Genomic DNA, 15,641 nt, shown 5'->3' with positions numbered 1-15,641 from the left:
TGCTGATTCAAAATTTTTTAACGATGAACGATATTCTCCACAAAATACTCAAGCGCAAGGCCGAAGAAATCGCCGAGCGCAGCGCTCGGCTCAATATGCGTGAGTTGAGTGCGCGTGTTGTAGAGATGGTCAAGCCGCGAGGTTTTGTTGCGGCCATCGAACACAAATTAGTCCTTGGTGAATCGGCAGTCATCGCCGAGATCAAGAAGGCTTCACCGAGCAAGGGCCTGCTGCGCGAAGATTTTCGCCCGGCTGAGATTGCACGGAGTTACGCACAGGCAGGCGCAGCCTGCCTGTCAGTGTTGACCGATGCCGATTTTTTCCAGGGCTCGGAAGAATATCTCAAACAAGCGCGTGCCGCCTGCGAGCTGCCGGTGTTGCGCAAGGATTTCATGATTGATCCTTATCAGATCTACGAAGCGCGGGCGATGTGTGCGGATTGCATCTTGTTGATCGTCGCTGCATTGGATGATGCCGCGTTGCGCGAGCTGTCACAATTAGCCGCGAGTCTGAAGATGGATGTGCTGATCGAGGTGCATGATGCCGCTGAATTGGAACGCGCGCTGGCCTTGCCTTTGCGCCTGATCGGTATCAACAACCGTAATCTGCGCACTTTTGAAACCTCATTACAGGCGACTATAGATTTACTGGAACGGATTCCGGGAGATCGCATCGTGGTGACCGAGAGCGGTATTCATGTCGCCGCCGATGTGGCGCTGATGCGCGAGCACAAGGTCAACACCTTCCTGGTTGGCGAAGCCTTTATGCGGGCGCCTGATCCTGGCGCGGAGCTCAAGCGCCTGTTTTTCGTCTAAATAATTCCTTCCTGCGCGTTAAAGCGATTTGTCCTGTGGCCGATACTTCAAACGTGTAGCGGCCGAGCGCCGGGTCGAATCAATGCAACTTAGGCAAGCAGAGAAAAGAAGGGATAACTATGCGTAACTCCATGTTAATCAAAGGGATGAGTTCTCTTTTGGTGCTGTTTTCAGTCCAGGCGGCAGCGCTGCCGTTCAATTCCATCGACCCGCGTTCGCTGGGTATGGGGGGAACCGGAGTGGCCTCGGGTACGGCGGCCAATGCGGGTTTAATGAATCCGGCCTTGCTGGCGGCGGCCAAAGAGGGTGAGGATTTCGCTGTGGAGCTGCCAATTGTTGCGGCGCGAATCTATGATCCAGATAAAGTTTTGGATGAAATTGATAATTACCAAAATGGAAATTACGAGACTAATCTCAATGCCGCGGTGGCAGCGTTCACGGCAAGCCCAACCAACCCTAATGCCACGGCCGTTGCGACTGCCACTGATGCCTTGTTAAAACAATTACTCAAGTTATCAAACAAGAGTCTGCAAGGTGAGGTAATGGCTGGCTTTGTGGTGGGGATACCGAGTCGCCGGATCGGGGCTTCGTTGACTGCGGATGCATGGGCTGTAGGCGGAGGTTTACTTGATGTCACGGCGGCAGATCAGACAGCATTACAAACCATGATCAATGCGAGTGGTGATGCAGTAGCGCTGACTGGTAATACCATCACGTCTAGTCAGTTGACCTCCAATCTTCAGGCGCGTGGTGCAGTGATCAGTGAGGTGGGTTTATCTTTGGCGCGTGAAGTTAATCTATTTGGCACTCCCGTGGCAGTGGGGGTTACTCCCAAATATATCAAAGTGACCACGTTCGATTATAAGGTCGGGGTTAATAGCGCAAACTTCGATGCCAGTAAGGGCAAAAAGGAATATTCCGGTGCCAATCTCGATGTCGGCCTGGCCAAGGATTACAAGAATGGCTGGAAAACAGGCGTTGTCGCCAAAAACCTGATTAGCAAAGACTATGAGACTCAGCCTTATGCCTCGCCTGGATTGACAGCGCCGACACCGTCAAAGATCAAAATCGAACCGCAGTTACGCGCCGGAGTGTCGCACAACAATGACTGGAGTACGGTAGCGCTGGATGTTGATCTCAAAGAAAATAAGCCAGTGGGCTTTGATAGCAAGACGCAATATATTGGATTGGGGGCCGAGCTGGATGTGTTCGATCTTATGCAAGTGCGCATCGGCTATCGCCACAATATGAAAAACAGCAAGAACAGTATTCCAACGATTGGTTTAGGCTTCTCGCCTTTTGGTGCGCATCTTGATTTTTCTGCCGGTGCCAATGGCGACGAAACGGCGCTTTCCATGCAGTTGGGATTCCGTTTTTAACAACCTAAAAGGGGGAAGTCGGGTTAATATAAACACAAAGCCCGCTTAAGCGGGCTTTGGTTTTTTCTGGGTAAGGGTTCGCTCTTATCTCGCTCCATGCACCACAATTGTCTTGCCTTTCGCTGAGATCAGATTCTGATTCTCCAGGCTCTTTAGCACGCGGCCGACCATTTCACGCGAGCAGCCAACGATACGCCCCAGTTCCTGGCGAGTGATACGAATCTGCATGCCGTCGGGGTGAGTCATGGCATCCGGTTCCTTGGTCAGATCGAGCAGGGTGCGGGCAATGCGGCCGCTGACGTCCATGAACGCCAGCCGGGTCACCATGCCTGAGGTACGGCGCAGCCGTACGGCCATCTGGCTGGCGAGTTGAAACAGGATCTCCGGGTCTTCCATCGCCATTTGGCGGAAACTGGCGTAACTGATCTCGGCGACTTCGGTTTGACCGCGCGCCCGGATCCAGGCGCTGCGTTGCGGTGTGGTGCTGAACAGGCCCATTTCACCGAAGAAATCCCCTGTGTTGAGATAGGCAAGAACCATTTCACGTTTCTCTTCTTCCTCGACCACGACCGAGACCGAGCCCTCAATGATGTAATAGAGAGAGTCCGGAATGTCGCCGGCATAAATAATCACCGCCTTGTTGGGGTAGCGCCGCCGGTGGCAGCGGCTCAAAAAACGCTCAATGGCGGGGTTTTTCTTGAGAGGGGTATTATTGCTTTGGCTCATTGCATTGAATCCCTGGCAAGTGAAGTCCTAACCTTATATATCGGCCTGCCCCCACTTAGTTTGAGTTATTATTAGCGCCATTGGATGGCGAGCAAAGGAGCGGGTAATGAAGGCGCGCATCAAGTGGGTGGAAAATGCCATGTTCGTGGCCGAGTCCGGCAGCGGCCATGCGGTGGTGATCGACGGCCCGGCGGACGGCGGCGGGCGCAATATGGGTGTCAGACCGATGGAATTGCTGCTGATGGGCACCGGTGCCTGCAGCGCCTATGACGTGGTCCACATTCTGCGCAAGGGGCGGCATCCGGTGACTGATTGCGTTGCCGAGCTGGAGGCCGAACGGGCCGAGACCGTGCCGCACGTATTCACCAAAATCCACCTCCATTTCATTGTCACCGGCCATGGCCTCAAGGCCGATGTTGTAGCGCGGGCGGTGGAGCTGTCAGCGGAAAAGTACTGTTCGGCCTCGATCATGCTCGGCAAGACCGCCAAAATCACCCATGACTTCGAGATCCGTGAGGCGGAGGTGGCCGGTGCTTAAGCCCAAGCCGACCTCCGGCATGCGGCATGTCGCTTTGTTCGTCCCGGATCTTGAAGGCTGCGAGCATTTTTATGTCGATCTGATGGGGATGCAGGTCGAGTGGCGGCCCGATCAGGATAACGTTTACCTCACCTCCGGCAATGACAACCTGGCCCTGCACCGGGCGCCCGCCGGTTATGACCTCTCCGGCGACCAGCGACTCGACCACATCGGATTTATCATCGACGAGCCGGAACAGGTCGACGTCTGGTTCGATTTTCTGCGTGGCCACGACGTGAAAATGAAGACCGCGCCCCGTACCCATCGCGACGGTGCTCGCAGCTTTTACTGCTTCGACCCGGCCGGCAATTCGGTCCAGATTATCAACCACCCGCCGATAGTGTTTCCCAAGGGGGCGAAATAGTGGATAATCACGCCCTTTGCGCATCGGAACAGGTTTAGGAGGCGGATCGCCCGTGGCCAAGTCATCGAAGAAATATAAACTGCACGGCTTTAATAATCTCACCAAGAGCCTCAGTTTTAACATCTATGACATTTGCTACGCGACCACGCGCCGTCAGCGCATGGAATACATCGAGTATATAGATGAGGCCTATAACGCCGAGCGACTGACCCAAATCCTGACTGACGTTGCCGACATCATCGGCGCCAACGTTCTTAACGTCGCCCATCAGGATTACGATCCGCAGGGCGCCAGCGTCACCATGCTGATCTCGGAAGAGCCGATTTCTGCCAAGGGATTGTCCAATACCGAGGCACCAGGGCCGCTGCCGGATACCGTGGTCGCGCATCTCGACAAAAGCCACATTACCGTCCACACCTATCCCGAGAGTCATCCGCACGATGGCATCAGTACCTTCCGTGCCGACATCGACGTCTCTACCTGCGGCCGTATTTCACCGCTGAAGGCCTTGAACTACCTGATTCATACCTTTGAGTCGGATATTGTGATCATGGATTACCGCGTGCGCGGTTTTACCCGCGATACCGAAGGCAAAAAACTGTTCATCGACCACAAGATCAGCTCGATCCAGAACTATCTGCCGCGTCATTTCAAGGACATGTATCAAATGATCGACGTCAATGTCTATCAGGAAAACATCTTCCACACCAAGATGATCCTGAAGGAATTTGACCTCGACAATTATCTGTTCGGTGTAGTTTCTGATGATCTCGATGCGAAAGAGTGCAAGAGCATCAAGCAGCGGCTGACACGGGAAATGGCCGAGATATTCTATGGCCGGAACTTGCGGCGGGCGTTGTCTTAAAGTCAGTAATCAATGTAGGGTGGGTTAGCCCGGTAGGGCGTAACCCACCAAGCCGTCGCCAACGGCGACACTAGTTTGTTTTAAATCCTAAACGCCGTTTCCGTCATCACCTTCGACGTTAACGCCATTACCTTCTTGATCGGCTCCGGCAGCGGCGCGCCGCCGTGTTCTAACGCGACGGTGGCGTGATGTGCTTCATCGACCTTCATCTGTTCGACAATGACGCGGCTCTTCTGATCCTGCGGCGGCAGCTGTGCCAGGTGGTCGTCGAGATGCTTGATGACCTGATGTTCGGTCTCAGCGACAAAACCTAAACTCCACTTATCCCCCGCCAAGCCGGCGATGGCGCCGATGGCAAACGAGCCCGCGTACCAAAACGGATTAAGCAGGCTTACACGCTCACCCAATTCGTGCACACGTCGCTCACACCAAGCGAGGTGATCGTTTTCTTCCAGCGCTGCGCGTTCCATTTTTTCGCGCACCTCAGGCAAGCGCGCCGTCAACGCCTGGCCCTGATACAAGCCCTGAGCCGACACCTCGCCCGCGTGATTAACGCGCATCAAACCTGCGGCCAGCTTGCGTTCAGCATCTGACAGTTCCGTTTCTGGCACATCAGCGGCAGGGTCGGGGCGTTCCGTAATTTGCGGCTGCCCAAAGATAGTGCGGACCGCTTGGTCCACATTAAATAACAAATGGTCGATGGGTGAGTAGTGGCGCATAGCTACAGAGTAAAGCGAAAAGCCAAAAGGGTAAAGCGTACATTATAGATGTAGGTCGGGTTAGGCGAAGCCGTAACCCGACAAGCCATCGCCGCAGGCGATTCAGCTGGATTGTATTTGAATCTGCCGCGCCACCAACATCACCGGATGCACCACTTCCAGTGTTAATCCCGACTGTCTTGCTCCGGCCGCCAGATGCATGGCGCAGCCGATATTTGAAGTCACCAGCAAATCAGGCTTGAGCTCAAGCAGCGCCGCAATTTTGTCATCGCGCAAGCTATCCGCCATCGCTGGGTGGTCGAGCATGTAGCTGCCCGCCGCGCCGCAACAGCGATTGTTGCCGGGCAGGGGCGTGACTTCGAGTTGCGGGATCTTCGCCAGCAATTGATAAGGATGTTGTGCGCCTTTCAGTACATTAACAAGGCTGCACGGATCGTGCACCGCTGCGCGTTGCGCCAACGGTTGTAGTTTTATGGTTGCGGGCCACTCGATCTCATTCAGGAAACGATTGATGTCACGCACTTGCAACGCCAGCGATTTATCGCCGTTCAATATCCGGTCATATTCGCCCAGATGTGCGCCGCAACCAGTGGCAGTGCTAATGATGGCACTGATGTTCAGCTCTGCAAATGCCGCGCGATTTTGTTCCGCCAATTGCCGTGCCCGATCGCTATCGCCTTTATGGCTATGCAAGGCGCCACAACAGGTTTGCGTGGCCGGCACATGCACGCCATAACCGAGATGTGTGAGTACCTTGATTGCAGCATCGAGCGTTTGTTGATCGAATAATTCGGTGAAGCAACCGGTGAACAGCGCCACGTCGCCACACTTTTCGCTCACCGCAGGATAATAATTTTGCCACGGATGTAGCGCGCGCATCTTCGGCGCCAATTGCTCCAGCCGATTCACGCCCAGTAGCTTGGTGATGCCTAGCCCCCGGCCAAGCGCGCGCAAACCACTGCCTTCAAGCAAGGCGAGTCCTCGGCTCAGGCGCTGACGCCGTGTGCGATCGGTGGCCAGTTGATCCAGTGACACAAATGCGGTTTTTACTGCTGCCGGCGGAGCCAGTTCCGCGCGGGTGGCATCCATCAAGGCGCCATAATTCACGCCCGAGGGACATTTGTTTTCGCAGGCGCGGCACAGGAGGCAGTTATCCAGATGTTGTTGCAGTTTGGGCGTCAGTGGCAGGTCGCCTGTTGCCAGCGCCTTCATCAGCGATATACGTCCGCGCGGCGACTCGGCCTCGTTGCGGGTTTTGGCGTAGGTCGGGCAATGCGGCAGGCATAATCCGCACATTACGCAGCGATCGGCCTCGATCTTGATGAAGGTTTTGGTGTCCAAACAATGGCTCGGTAATGGGTGAGTGATTTTGTTATTATACCGCCGTCATTCACGGTTCGGGGGGAACCATGTCTTATTATCAGCATCATATCTTTTTCTGCACCAATCAGCGCGATGACGGTCAGGCCTGCTGCCAGGATCACAAGGCGCAAGAAATGCGCGATTACTGCAAGAAGCGTGTCAAAGCGCTGAACCTTAACGGCAAGGGTCAGGTGCGCGTCAACAATGCCGGATGTATGGATCGCTGTGATGAAGGTCCGGTGATGGTCGTTTATCCCGAAGGTACTTGGTACACCTATGTCGATAAGGACGATATCGACGACATCATCGACCAACATCTGGTTAATGGCCAGCCGGTTGACCGGTTAAAAATCTAAACGTGGAAGCCTTGTCAGCAGCGCCAACGGAAGTGGTGGTCGAAGCGCGCGCCTTGTGCAAGCGGTACGGCGAGCGCGATGTGGTCGCAAATGTCGATCTCACCGTGCGTCGCGGCCAATGTTTCGGTTTGTTAGGTCCGAACGGCGCCGGCAAGACCACGACCTTGCGCATGCTGCTCGGCGTCACGCCGCCGACAAGTGGCGAGCTTAATGTGCTCGGTTATTCGATTCCGCACGCCGCGCGCTTCATGCATCGCCGCCTGGGTGTCGTGCCGCAGGCCGATAATCTCGATCCCGATTTCACTGTCACCCAAAATCTGCGCACCTACGGCAGTTATTTCGGTATTCCGGCGAAGGAGATTGCCGAACGCCTGCCGCAACTGCTGCAATTCGCCGCGCTTGAACACAAGGCCGATGCCGGCATCGGCACCTTGTCCGGCGGCATGAAACGACGTCTGACGCTGGCGCGCGCCCTGGTCAACGATCCAGACTTGCTGATTCTGGATGAGCCGACCACCGGCCTCGATCCTCAGGCGCGGCAACTTATCTGGCGCCGGTTGCGGGAATTGCTTGCTGCCGGTAAAACGCTGATCCTCACCACGCATTACATGGATGAAGCTGAGCGTCTCTGTGATCGCCTGGCGATCATGGACAACGGCCGCATCCTGGTCGAGGACGGCCCGCAGTCGCTGATTCGCGCCCATATCGAACCCCAAGTGATCGAAGTCTACGGCCCCGGCGTCGAACAATGGAGCGCCGATCATGGCCGCGCCCTAACGCAGCGCATGGAGTTCGTCGGCGAAACCGTGTTTTGTTATGCCCAGGACGAGCACCCCTTGCTCCGTTCCTTGCAACAATACCCGCGACTGAACTTCCTGCATCGTCGCGCCAATCTGGAAGACGTCTTCCTCAAGCTCACTGGCAAGGAGCTGCGCGATGCTTAGTTCAGAGACAAAGCGAATATTTGTAAACGCAGAGGGCGCAAAGACGCAGAGATGCAAAGAAGAATCTATCAGTTTGACCGGAAAATTCGTTCGTTTGGTTTTTTCTCCGCGCCTTTGCGTCTCCGCGTTGGGTTTTTTGCCGTTTTGAAAGAGTTGGTGCATGTTTAACTGGTACCCCGTCTGGCATCGTAACGCCCTGGTCTGGCGCACCATGGCCATACCCTCATTGCTCGGCAACTTCGGCGAGCCATTCCTGTATTTACTCGCCCTCGGTTACGGCCTGGGCAGTTTTGTCGGCGAGGTGAACGGCATGTCCTACGCCACCTTCCTCGCCGCCGGCATCGTCTGCGCCAGCGCCATGAATACCGCCAGTTTCGAGTGCATGTATTCCGCCTTCACCCGCATGAAAGTCCAGCTCACCTGGGACGCCATGCTCGCCACCCCCTTAAGCCTGCCCGACATCCTCATCGGCGAGATCATCTGGGCCGGAACCAAGGCGCTCATTTCTTCCGCCGCCATCCTGATCGTCGCTGCCCTCATGGGCTTGGTCGATGGCTGGACCGCGCTGCTGGTGCTGCCGATCGTCTTTTTGCTCGGGTGCTGTTTTGGCGCCATGGCCCTGGTGGTCACCTCGCTGGCCCCGGGTTATGACTTTTTCCTCTATTATTTCACCCTAGTGGTAACCCCCATGTTCCTGTTAAGCGGAACCTTTTTCCCGCTCGATGGCGCCGCCCCCTGGGTCCAGACCGGCGCCTCGCTGCTGCCGCTGACCCACGGCGTCGACCTCGTGCGGCCGCTAATGACAGGCACTGAAATCAATGGCTTATGGTTGCATCTGGCCGTACCGCTGGCCTACGGTATGATCTCCAACGTCATCGCCCTGCGCCTGATGCAGCGGCGGCTGTTGGTTTAATGTAGATCTAAATGTAGGGTGGGTTAGGCGTGAGGCGCGACGGCCCCTGTAAGGGGCCTAGTCCTGTGGATAACCCACCAAGTCGTCGCCGAAGGCGACTCATATCTTCTTGAGTGCTCAAAGGTCTTGTTTCCTGAGGCCGGGCTGTGTAAAATCTCGCCTCTTTCCGAAGGGTTCGTTTGATTTTTGGGGTTCATGATGAAAACGTTTAGTGCAAAAGAAGCCACCGTCAAGCGCGATTGGTATGTCGTCGACGCCGATGGCAAAACCTTGGGTCGCCTCGCCACCCAGATCGCCCTTCGCCTGCGTGGCAAGCACAAAGCGGAATACACGCCGCACGTCGATACCGGTGACTACATTGTCGTGGTCAACGTCGACAAGATTCGTGTCACTGGCCGCAAAGCCAAGGACAAGATCTACTATCACCACACCGGTTACATCGGTAACATGAAGGCCATCAGCTTCGAAAAGATGATGGATCGTGCGCCAGAGCGCGTATTGCAGCTCGCCGTCAAAGGCATGTTGCCGAAAAACCCGCTGGGCCGCGCCATGTTCCGCAAGCTCAAGATCTTTACCGGCGCCACGCATGAACATACCGCACAGCAGCCCAAGCCGCTGAACATCTAACGGTTTAACACAGGATCAACACCATGGCACAAGCAAATCAGATCAATACCGGCCGCCGCAAGACCGCCTCCGCCCGCGTCTGGATCAAGCCCGGCACCGGTAACATCACCGTCAATCAGCGCACACTGGACCAATATTTTGGCCGCGAAACCTCACGCATGATCGTGCGTCAGCCGCTGGAAGCTGCCAACCTCGTCGGCAAGTACGACGTCTTCGTCACCGTTGAAGGGGGTGGTGGTAGCGGTCAAGCCGGCGCCATCCGCCTCGGTTTGGCCCGCGCCCTGGTCGAGCAAGATGAAGCCCTGCGCAGCGTCATGCGCCAGGTCGGCTTCCTGACCCGCGACGCCCGTGAGGTCGAGCGTAAGAAAATCGGTTTGCACAAGGCGCGCAAGCGTCCACAGTACTCCAAGCGTTAATTCGCTTTTTGTACCCAGTACCAAACAACCCGGGCTTCTGCCCGGGTTGTTGTTTTCAGACTTGCAACGTGTTCCTGGCCTTTATATCCTAAGGGCCCGCATTGGGGGATCGTCTAGCGGTAGGACTGCGGACTCTGACTCCGCCAACCTAGGTTCGAATCCTAGTCCCCCAGCCAATTTTTCTGTAATTAGCCCCCAAAATTATCTTTAAATGTAGGGTGGGTTAGCTGCGCAGCAGCGTAACCCGCCAGGCGATCGCCGCAGGTGACACAACACAAGGTATTGGATGTTCTTCAAGATCAGCCTATCATCGAAACACGTTGACGGAGTCGCCGAGGAAATAATGAAACCCTCAGAAGCACTACACATACACAGGAAAAATATCCGCCGCATAGTGGCGTCGCACCGGGCGCGCAATGCGCGGGTTTTTGGCTCAGTCGTCCATGGCGATGATGTCGAGGGCAGTGACCTTGATCTCCTGATTGATCCGACACCAGAGACGACTTTGCTGGATATCGGGGCAATTCGTCATGAGCTGCATGAGTTGCTAGGGGTGCCGGTGGATGTGCTGACACCGAAGGCGCTCCCTGATTCTTTCCGGCGCCAAGTATTGTCTGAAGCAAAGCCGGTATGAGTCGCCGGGATAAGCAACGTCTTTGAAGTTATTGGCGAAGCCAGTCGTAATATTCAACGAGACTCCCCGGAGTTTGCCGCTGCTCATCCCGAGTTACCATTGGCATTCGCCTATGAAATGCGCAACGCATTGGCGCATGGTTATTTCAAGATAGATCTCGAGATTGTCTGGAAAACCATTAAAAACGATCTCCCGAAGTTGAGGTCACAAGTGCAGTCAGCTTTGAGCCAATAATATCAGGCGGTTTAGGCGAAGCAAAAAATCATGTCCTCAGGCAGCCACCGTTATGGAAAGAATTCAACCGTTTTGTCGCTGACGCAGGTTCTTGATTGCCTCCGAGACAAGATAGACGCGCCCCTCTTCGAGCTGGCGTTCGCCGAGCGCCAGAATTTTGATTAATGTCACTGTTTGCTCGGGTTGTGTAGCACGAGGGTTGTTGGATTCAATTTGGTTGGAAGGTTTCATAATTTGTTTTCCAATCGGGGGGATTTTACTTCGATCCAAAATCAGGCTGGTTGTCAGTTATTTTTACCAGTGTAATGTGTCATCTTACTGCTTCTCAAGCATCTGATTCGCCTCTGTATCATTTTCGCAACACATTTGACCGGATGTTGCATTCACGTAAAAACTGTAGCATGCTCCTCCCCACGGCGCTTTAAGGTGCTGTTGTAAGTGTTTAAGTCACAAGACTATTTCACTAACCTATATAGGGAGATTCAATAATGCAGAAGAAACTAATTACTCTGGCAGTGGCTGGCATTCTGGCCGCGCCAATGATGGCCCAGGCCGCTGTGGAAACCTACGGTCAGGCACGTGTATCCGTCGGCTATATCAGCGATGACAACCCGACCACGACCGCTGAAGACAGCAAGATGGCGGTATCCAGCCACGCCTCGCGCCTCGGTTTCCGCGGTAACGACGATCTGGGCGGTGGTTTGAAGGCTGTGTGGCAGATTGAGCGTGGCGTTGATTTCACCGACAACAGCGCGACTCTGAGCGTTCGCAATACCTTCGTTGGCTTGGCCGGTGGCTTCGGTACCGTGATTGCCGGTACCCATGACACCCCGTACAAGATCGCGACCGCCAAACTGGATCCGTTCGCTGACACCTACGCTGACTACAATGCCGTGATCGACGCGACGATGGATGCCCGTGCACCGAACGTTATCGCCTACATCTCGCCAGACTGGAGCGGCTTCACTCTGGCTGCGGCCTATGTGGCTGACGCTGGTGTGACCGGTAACGGTGCCGACAACCTGCCTGATGGTACCAAGGATAATACCAACTCTGCCGTCAGCTTGGCCGGTATGTACACCAATGGCCCGCTGTATGTCTCCTTGGCCTATCAGACCATTGACAACGCGGCGGGTCTGGCTGCCAATGGTGAGGCGCTGAACGGCACCAAGCTGGGCGTGGGCTACAGCATCGCCGGTTTTGACCTGGGTCTGGTCTATGAAAACAAGAGCCAGGATGCAGATGCTGTTAACGCGACTGCCAAGATCGATCAAAGCAACGTCTACATTAGCGCTGCCTATGGCGTGACGGCTAACACCAAGGTGAAGCTGGCAGTGGGTCAGAAAGATGAGACCGACAGCGGTAACAACAATGGTGGTACCTTCTTCGCCTTGGGCGCAAGCACCAACATGAGCGCCAACACCGAAGCCTATGTTCTGTATACGCAGATGGGCAACGACAATGGTGCTACCGCTGCTAACGGTCTGGTTGGTGTCAGCAGCGGTTTCTCTGACAAGACCACCAGCGCGCTGGCGGTGGGCCTGAACGTCAAATTCTCTTCCATGTAATTGGTTCGAGAATCTGAAGTTCAAGAAGGGCGCCTCCGGGCGCCCTTTTTTATTTGTGATTCGGATAAAAAAGGAAAGGTAAAGTAAGCGGATAATGGGAAGATCTGCCGATAGGGCGATATTGTCCCAGGGCTTGAAAAGATTGACGTATGTACATACACTGTACATATGATCAAGTTTGAATGGGCCCCGGTAAAAGCGGCATCGAATTTACGAAAGCACGGTGTTTCTTTTGAAGAAGCCAGGTCCGTATTTTATGATGAATTTGCGATTCAGTTTTTTGACCCGGAACATTCTGGAATGGAAGAGGATCGATTCATTATGCTGGGGCTGAGTAGTGAGGCGAGAATTCTGGTGGTGTGTCACTGTGAAAGAGGTTCAGGCGATGTCATCAGAATAATCTCGGCACGCAAGGCCACGCGGAAAGAATGTAGGTATTACGAAGGTGACGCATCATGAAAAAAGAATATGATTTTTTAAAAATGAAGTCGCGCAAGAATCCGTACGCATCAAGCTTGAAAAAGCCGGTGACCATGCGGCTTGGCGAGGATGTGATCGATTACTTCAAGAAAATGGCGGAGGAGTCGGGGGTCCCTTATCAAAGCCTGATCAATTTGTATCTTCGCGACTGCGTTGCGCACCACAGAAAAGTTGACATCTCGTGGCGCAAGCCTGCCTGACCAGTGAGCCTGTAAACAATTCTGTGTAACCGCCCGGTTGATTAAACATAGTTTTTGAGGCGATCCTCGAAGTCGATCATAAACCGGTTCATGGCCATCTTCCAGTTGTGAATCGGCATCGTCCATTTTTTTGAAGCCTGTTGGATCGCCAGGTACACCACTTTAAACGCCGAGTCATCGTGAGCGAAGATCTTGTGTTTACGGGTAGCGGTGCGGATGACGCTGTTCAAAGATTCGATGGCGTTGGTGGTGTAGATGACTTTGCGAATCTCGGGCGGATAGGCAAACAGGGGGTTGAGGGTGTCCCAGTGCTTGCGCCACGCCTTGCTGATCATGGGATATTTTACGTCCCAGTATGTAGGGTGCGCCGTGCGCACCAATGCTAATCGGGCCGATGTGTCGCGCGTTCTACGGCTTCATCTTAACCCAGTGTTTTGTTTGACAGTTTTGACGGCGCTATGTTAGAACTCCCAAGCTAGGGGAGAATTGAAATGATAACAACACGGCGACAGCGCTGGGCCTTGGCGGCGGGGATTTTGGTGTTCTGCGTCACCCTGGCGCAGGCCGGTATTTTCAATTCCAAGCATAATTTGGGCGCCACAGGCCTGAATGCGGCCAGCACCTTCAGCGGCACGCGCGAGATCTGTGTGTTTTGCCATACGCCGCACGGCGGCGACGGCAAGGCCGATGCGCCGTTGTGGAACCGCAATCTCGATCCCAATGGCTACACCACTTATGATCAGATGGGCACTACCACGCTCGATGCCAAGGTTGAGCCGGTAGGTTCGGTGTCGCTGGCCTGTCTTTCCTGTCACGACGGCACACAGGCGATGGATGCCTTGCTCAACGAGCCGGGCTCGGGGCGCGTGGTGCCTGGTTTTGAACGCGGTACCTGGCGTGGTCAGGCGGCGACGGTGCAGGGACGAATTGGGCGGCCGGATGTAATCACCAATCTGGGCAAGGATCTGACGAACGATCATCCGATCGGCATTCAATATGCCGGCGGTGGCTATTCGCTGACCAATCCGGCAGGGCCGGGGCACGATCCGGATTTTAATCCTGCCTCAACCCAGATTTTGGGCACCAGCCGCGTGTGGTGGGTCAATACGCCGAATGGCAGCGCGGATTTTGAGCGCACGGATATGAAGCTGTATACGCGCACCGGCAGCAAGGGCGCCTATGTCGGCGATCCGCAGCCGTATGTGGAGTGTGCGTCGTGCCATGATCCGCATGTGGATTACAATCCGACGTTTTTGCGCATCAAACCGGATGGCAGTCAGCTGTGTCTGACCTGTCATAACAAGTAGGGTGTGTAGTTTTAGTCCCTTCTCCCTCCGGGAGAAGGTTACGAGCGCAGGGATGCGCGAGGTAGGGCAACGCAAGGAGCAGTTGCCGAGGATGAGGGGATAAAAAATGGGTTTTGTTTTGGATTCCCTCACCCCAGCCCTCTCCCGGAGGGAGAGGGTGTTGATGTGGTGCATGGCGTGATGAAAGTGTTGATTGTGAGACGGTGTGCACGCACGTTGGCTGTGCTGTGTGCGCTGTTACCGTTAGTGACAGTGGCTGCAGAATCGTCAGTATTCGCCGTGGTCGATGGCGTGACGATCACGCGTACCGAATTTGAGGCGGCGGTGCATGGCGCATCGCGGCAGAAATTTTTTCATGGTGGCGCAGAGCAAAATAAACTGGAGCAGTTGCGGCGCGAGGTGGCGCAGCAGTTGATCGATCGACAATTGTTGCTGGCTGAAACGCGGCGCCGTGGTATCGTGGTGGCGGAGGCGGCGTTGCAGGATGAAATGCGGCGCGGCGCGGCGCAGCTGCGTCTGGAGCGGCTGAATAAGGCGCAGCGTGTGCAGGTCGAGGCGCAGTTGCGGCAGCAGAGCGAGGAACAGTTGCGACTGGCGGCGCTGGAGCGCCAGATGCGGCAGGTGACGCCGGATTCAAAGGCGGCGCAGGCTTATTACGCCGCGCACAAGGATTTGTTTACGACGCCGGAACGGTTGCATCTGGCGGTGATTCTGCTCAAGGTCGCGCCATCGGCGCCAGTCACCGCGTGGCGGGCGGCCGAGGAGGAAGCAAAGCGTTTGCAGCAGAGATTGCAGCGCGGTGAAAATTTTGCCGATCTGGCGCGGATGCATTCGGGCGATGCCTCGGCGGAGCAGGGTGGCGACCTGGGTTTTGTGCATAAGGGGATGTTGTCGGCCGAGGCGCAGCTAGCCGTGGATAAATTGACGCCGGGCAAGATTTCAGAGCCAGTGCCGTTATTGCAAGGAATAGCGCTGTTTCGTTTGCTGGAGCGTCAGTCGCCGCAGCTCAATGCCTTTGAGCAAGTGGCGGCGCGGGCGCAGGCATTGTGGCAGCGGGATCAAGGGGGGCGGCAGTGGGAGGCGTTGTTACAGCGGTTGCGGGCAGCAGCGCGGATCGATGTTGTGGATACAACGATAACGATAAACGAATGACTC

At 55.2% G+C, this 15,641-nt stretch carries 21 protein-coding genes, 1 tRNA gene and 1 pseudogene; 18 read left to right on the top strand and 5 right to left on the bottom strand.

Annotated elements, in window-relative coordinates; all coding sequences use genetic code 11:
* The first annotated feature begins 23 nt into the window (after positions 1-23).
* Positions 24-815, top strand: coding sequence for an indole-3-glycerol phosphate synthase TrpC (trpC, locus tag HY272_13990; protein MBI3773793.1), 792 nt, complete (start codon positions 24-26; stop codon positions 813-815).
* A 119-nt stretch (positions 816-934) separates the two neighbouring features.
* On the top strand, positions 935-2,194 hold the full coding sequence (locus tag HY272_13985; GenBank protein ID MBI3773792.1) for a conjugal transfer protein TraF: 1,260 nt from the start codon (positions 935-937) through the stop codon (positions 2,192-2,194).
* Between the two features lie 84 nt (positions 2,195-2,278).
* Here HY272_13985 and crp read toward each other — a convergent pair whose 3' ends face one another.
* Positions 2,279-2,920: a cAMP-activated global transcriptional regulator CRP gene (crp, locus tag HY272_13980; GenBank protein ID MBI3773791.1), complete on the bottom strand. Its 642-nt coding sequence runs from the start codon at positions 2,918-2,920 to the stop codon at positions 2,279-2,281.
* A gap of 106 nt (positions 2,921-3,026) precedes the next feature.
* Here crp and HY272_13975 point away from each other — a divergent pair, with 106 nt between their 5' ends.
* The 3 genes from HY272_13975 to speD are packed head-to-tail and all read left to right on the top strand — an operon-like array spanning position 3,027 to position 4,726.
* Positions 3,027-3,458 (top strand): OsmC family protein, encoded by a 432-nt coding sequence (locus HY272_13975; protein MBI3773790.1) that lies wholly within the window; start codon positions 3,027-3,029, stop codon positions 3,456-3,458.
* A gap of 19 nt (positions 3,459-3,477) precedes the next feature.
* Positions 3,478-3,861 carry a VOC family protein gene (locus HY272_13970; GenBank protein MBI3773789.1) on the top strand — a complete coding sequence of 128 codons (384 nt, stop codon included), beginning with the start codon at positions 3,478-3,480 and terminating at the stop codon, positions 3,859-3,861.
* A gap of 52 nt (positions 3,862-3,913) precedes the next feature.
* Positions 3,914-4,726, top strand: a complete 813-nt coding sequence (gene speD, locus HY272_13965) for an adenosylmethionine decarboxylase (GenBank protein ID MBI3773788.1) — start codon at positions 3,914-3,916, stop codon at positions 4,724-4,726.
* A gap of 80 nt (positions 4,727-4,806) precedes the next feature.
* On the opposite strand, the gene coq7 is transcribed toward speD, so the two are convergent.
* Both coq7 and HY272_13955 read right to left on the bottom strand, forming a co-directional pair.
* A complete protein-coding gene (coq7, locus tag HY272_13960) occupies positions 4,807-5,445 on the bottom strand; it encodes a 2-polyprenyl-3-methyl-6-methoxy-1,4-benzoquinone monooxygenase (GenBank protein MBI3773787.1) in 639 nt (212 codons plus the stop codon).
* A gap of 102 nt (positions 5,446-5,547) precedes the next feature.
* Positions 5,548-6,786, bottom strand: coding sequence for a (Fe-S)-binding protein (locus HY272_13955; protein MBI3773786.1), 1,239 nt, complete (start codon positions 6,784-6,786; stop codon positions 5,548-5,550).
* Positions 6,787-6,854: 68 nt separating this feature from the next.
* On the opposite strand from HY272_13955, the gene HY272_13950 reads away from it, so the two are divergent.
* From HY272_13950 to HY272_13915, 8 genes are all read left to right on the top strand, one after another.
* Positions 6,855-7,163 carry a (2Fe-2S) ferredoxin domain-containing protein gene (locus HY272_13950; protein ID MBI3773785.1) on the top strand — a complete coding sequence of 103 codons (309 nt, stop codon included), beginning with the start codon at positions 6,855-6,857 and terminating at the stop codon, positions 7,161-7,163.
* A gap of 35 nt (positions 7,164-7,198) precedes the next feature.
* The gene (locus HY272_13945; GenBank protein MBI3773784.1) at positions 7,199-8,107 is read left to right on the top strand and encodes an ATP-binding cassette domain-containing protein; all 909 of its coding nucleotides are present in this window, start codon (positions 7,199-7,201) and stop codon (positions 8,105-8,107) included.
* Positions 8,108-8,267: 160 nt separating this feature from the next.
* Entirely contained in the window at positions 8,268-9,020 is a 753-nt protein-coding gene (locus HY272_13940; protein ID MBI3773783.1) for an ABC transporter permease, read from the top strand.
* Positions 9,021-9,218: 198 nt separating this feature from the next.
* The gene (gene rplM, locus HY272_13935) at positions 9,219-9,647 is read left to right on the top strand and encodes a 50S ribosomal protein L13 (protein ID MBI3773782.1); all 429 of its coding nucleotides are present in this window, start codon (positions 9,219-9,221) and stop codon (positions 9,645-9,647) included.
* Between the two features lie 23 nt (positions 9,648-9,670).
* Positions 9,671-10,063: a 30S ribosomal protein S9 gene (rpsI, locus tag HY272_13930; protein ID MBI3773781.1), complete on the top strand. Its 393-nt coding sequence runs from the start codon at positions 9,671-9,673 to the stop codon at positions 10,061-10,063.
* A gap of 102 nt (positions 10,064-10,165) precedes the next feature.
* Positions 10,166-10,239: transfer RNA gene (locus HY272_13925), tRNA-Gln, on the top strand.
* Between the two features lie 167 nt (positions 10,240-10,406).
* Positions 10,407-10,697, top strand: a complete 291-nt coding sequence (locus HY272_13920; protein MBI3773780.1) for a nucleotidyltransferase family protein — start codon at positions 10,407-10,409, stop codon at positions 10,695-10,697.
* Between the two features lie 9 nt (positions 10,698-10,706).
* On the top strand, positions 10,707-10,931 hold the full coding sequence (locus HY272_13915) for a DUF86 domain-containing protein (GenBank protein MBI3773779.1): 225 nt from the start codon (positions 10,707-10,709) through the stop codon (positions 10,929-10,931).
* Positions 10,932-10,994: 63 nt separating this feature from the next.
* On the opposite strand, the gene HY272_13910 is transcribed toward HY272_13915, so the two are convergent.
* Entirely contained in the window at positions 10,995-11,162 is a 168-nt protein-coding gene (locus HY272_13910) for a hypothetical protein (GenBank protein MBI3773778.1), read from the bottom strand.
* A gap of 257 nt (positions 11,163-11,419) precedes the next feature.
* On the opposite strand from HY272_13910, the gene HY272_13905 reads away from it, so the two are divergent.
* The 3 genes from HY272_13905 to HY272_13895 all read left to right on the top strand — a co-directional run bounded on the left by HY272_13905 (position 11,420) and on the right by HY272_13895 (position 13,179).
* Positions 11,420-12,499 (top strand): porin, encoded by a 1,080-nt coding sequence (locus tag HY272_13905; GenBank protein ID MBI3773777.1) that lies wholly within the window; start codon positions 11,420-11,422, stop codon positions 12,497-12,499.
* A 168-nt stretch (positions 12,500-12,667) separates the two neighbouring features.
* Positions 12,668-12,958, top strand: a complete 291-nt coding sequence (locus HY272_13900) for a BrnT family toxin (GenBank protein MBI3773776.1) — start codon at positions 12,668-12,670, stop codon at positions 12,956-12,958.
* On the top strand, positions 12,955-13,179 hold the full coding sequence (locus tag HY272_13895; GenBank protein MBI3773775.1) for a BrnA antitoxin family protein: 225 nt from the start codon (positions 12,955-12,957) through the stop codon (positions 13,177-13,179). The genes HY272_13900 and HY272_13895 overlap by 4 nt, the downstream gene beginning before the upstream one ends.
* 41 nt (positions 13,180-13,220) lie before the next feature.
* Here the strand turns inward: HY272_13895 and HY272_13890 are convergent.
* Positions 13,221-13,532, bottom strand: a pseudogene (locus HY272_13890) (transposase).
* A 138-nt stretch (positions 13,533-13,670) separates the two neighbouring features.
* Here HY272_13890 and HY272_13885 point away from each other — a divergent pair.
* Together HY272_13885 and HY272_13880 are read left to right on the top strand one after the other, a co-directional pair.
* Positions 13,671-14,486, top strand: coding sequence for a cytochrome c3 family protein (locus HY272_13885; GenBank protein MBI3773774.1), 816 nt, complete (start codon positions 13,671-13,673; stop codon positions 14,484-14,486).
* 195 nt (positions 14,487-14,681) lie between these two features.
* On the top strand, positions 14,682-15,638 hold the full coding sequence (locus HY272_13880; GenBank protein MBI3773773.1) for a peptidylprolyl isomerase: 957 nt from the start codon (positions 14,682-14,684) through the stop codon (positions 15,636-15,638).
* Positions 15,639-15,641 lie beyond the last annotated feature (3 nt).

Source organism: Gammaproteobacteria bacterium, from assembly GCA_016200485.1.
In the GTDB taxonomy this organism is placed as follows: Bacteria; Pseudomonadota; Gammaproteobacteria; order Tenderiales; family Tenderiaceae; genus JACQEP01.
The sequence above is the reverse complement of the archived record's forward strand: the minus strand, read 5'-3'. Positions and strand labels throughout refer to the sequence as shown.

What these genes read in the sequence shown, in the direction of transcription:
- HY272_13905 (MBI3773777.1), top strand. Translation starts at nt 11,420, where the DNA reads ATGCAGAAGAAACTAATTACTCTGGCAGTGGCTGGCATTCTGGCCGCG.
- rplM (MBI3773782.1), top strand. Translation starts at nt 9,219, where the DNA reads ATGAAAACGTTTAGTGCAAAAGAAGCCACCGTCAAGCGCGATTGGTAT.
- HY272_13975 (MBI3773790.1), top strand. Translation starts at nt 3,027, where the DNA reads ATGAAGGCGCGCATCAAGTGGGTGGAAAATGCCATGTTCGTGGCCGAG.
- crp (MBI3773791.1), bottom strand. Translation starts at nt 2,920, where the DNA reads ATGAGCCAAAGCAATAATACCCCTCTCAAGAAAAACCCCGCCATTGAG.
- HY272_13910 (MBI3773778.1), bottom strand. Translation starts at nt 11,162, where the DNA reads ATGAAACCTTCCAACCAAATTGAATCCAACAACCCTCGTGCTACACAA.
- HY272_13950 (MBI3773785.1), top strand. Translation starts at nt 6,855, where the DNA reads ATGTCTTATTATCAGCATCATATCTTTTTCTGCACCAATCAGCGCGAT.
- HY272_13920 (MBI3773780.1), top strand. Translation starts at nt 10,407, where the DNA reads ATGAAACCCTCAGAAGCACTACACATACACAGGAAAAATATCCGCCGC.
- HY272_13970 (MBI3773789.1), top strand. Translation starts at nt 3,478, where the DNA reads ATGCGGCATGTCGCTTTGTTCGTCCCGGATCTTGAAGGCTGCGAGCAT.
- coq7 (MBI3773787.1), bottom strand. Translation starts at nt 5,445, where the DNA reads ATGCGCCACTACTCACCCATCGACCATTTGTTATTTAATGTGGACCAA.
- rpsI (MBI3773781.1), top strand. Translation starts at nt 9,671, where the DNA reads ATGGCACAAGCAAATCAGATCAATACCGGCCGCCGCAAGACCGCCTCC.
- HY272_13895 (MBI3773775.1), top strand. Translation starts at nt 12,955, where the DNA reads ATGAAAAAAGAATATGATTTTTTAAAAATGAAGTCGCGCAAGAATCCG.
- HY272_13900 (MBI3773776.1), top strand. Translation starts at nt 12,668, where the DNA reads ATGATCAAGTTTGAATGGGCCCCGGTAAAAGCGGCATCGAATTTACGA.
- HY272_13885 (MBI3773774.1), top strand. Translation starts at nt 13,671, where the DNA reads ATGATAACAACACGGCGACAGCGCTGGGCCTTGGCGGCGGGGATTTTG.
- trpC (MBI3773793.1), top strand. Translation starts at nt 24, where the DNA reads ATGAACGATATTCTCCACAAAATACTCAAGCGCAAGGCCGAAGAAATC.
- HY272_13940 (MBI3773783.1), top strand. Translation starts at nt 8,268, where the DNA reads ATGTTTAACTGGTACCCCGTCTGGCATCGTAACGCCCTGGTCTGGCGC.
- HY272_13985 (MBI3773792.1), top strand. Translation starts at nt 935, where the DNA reads ATGCGTAACTCCATGTTAATCAAAGGGATGAGTTCTCTTTTGGTGCTG.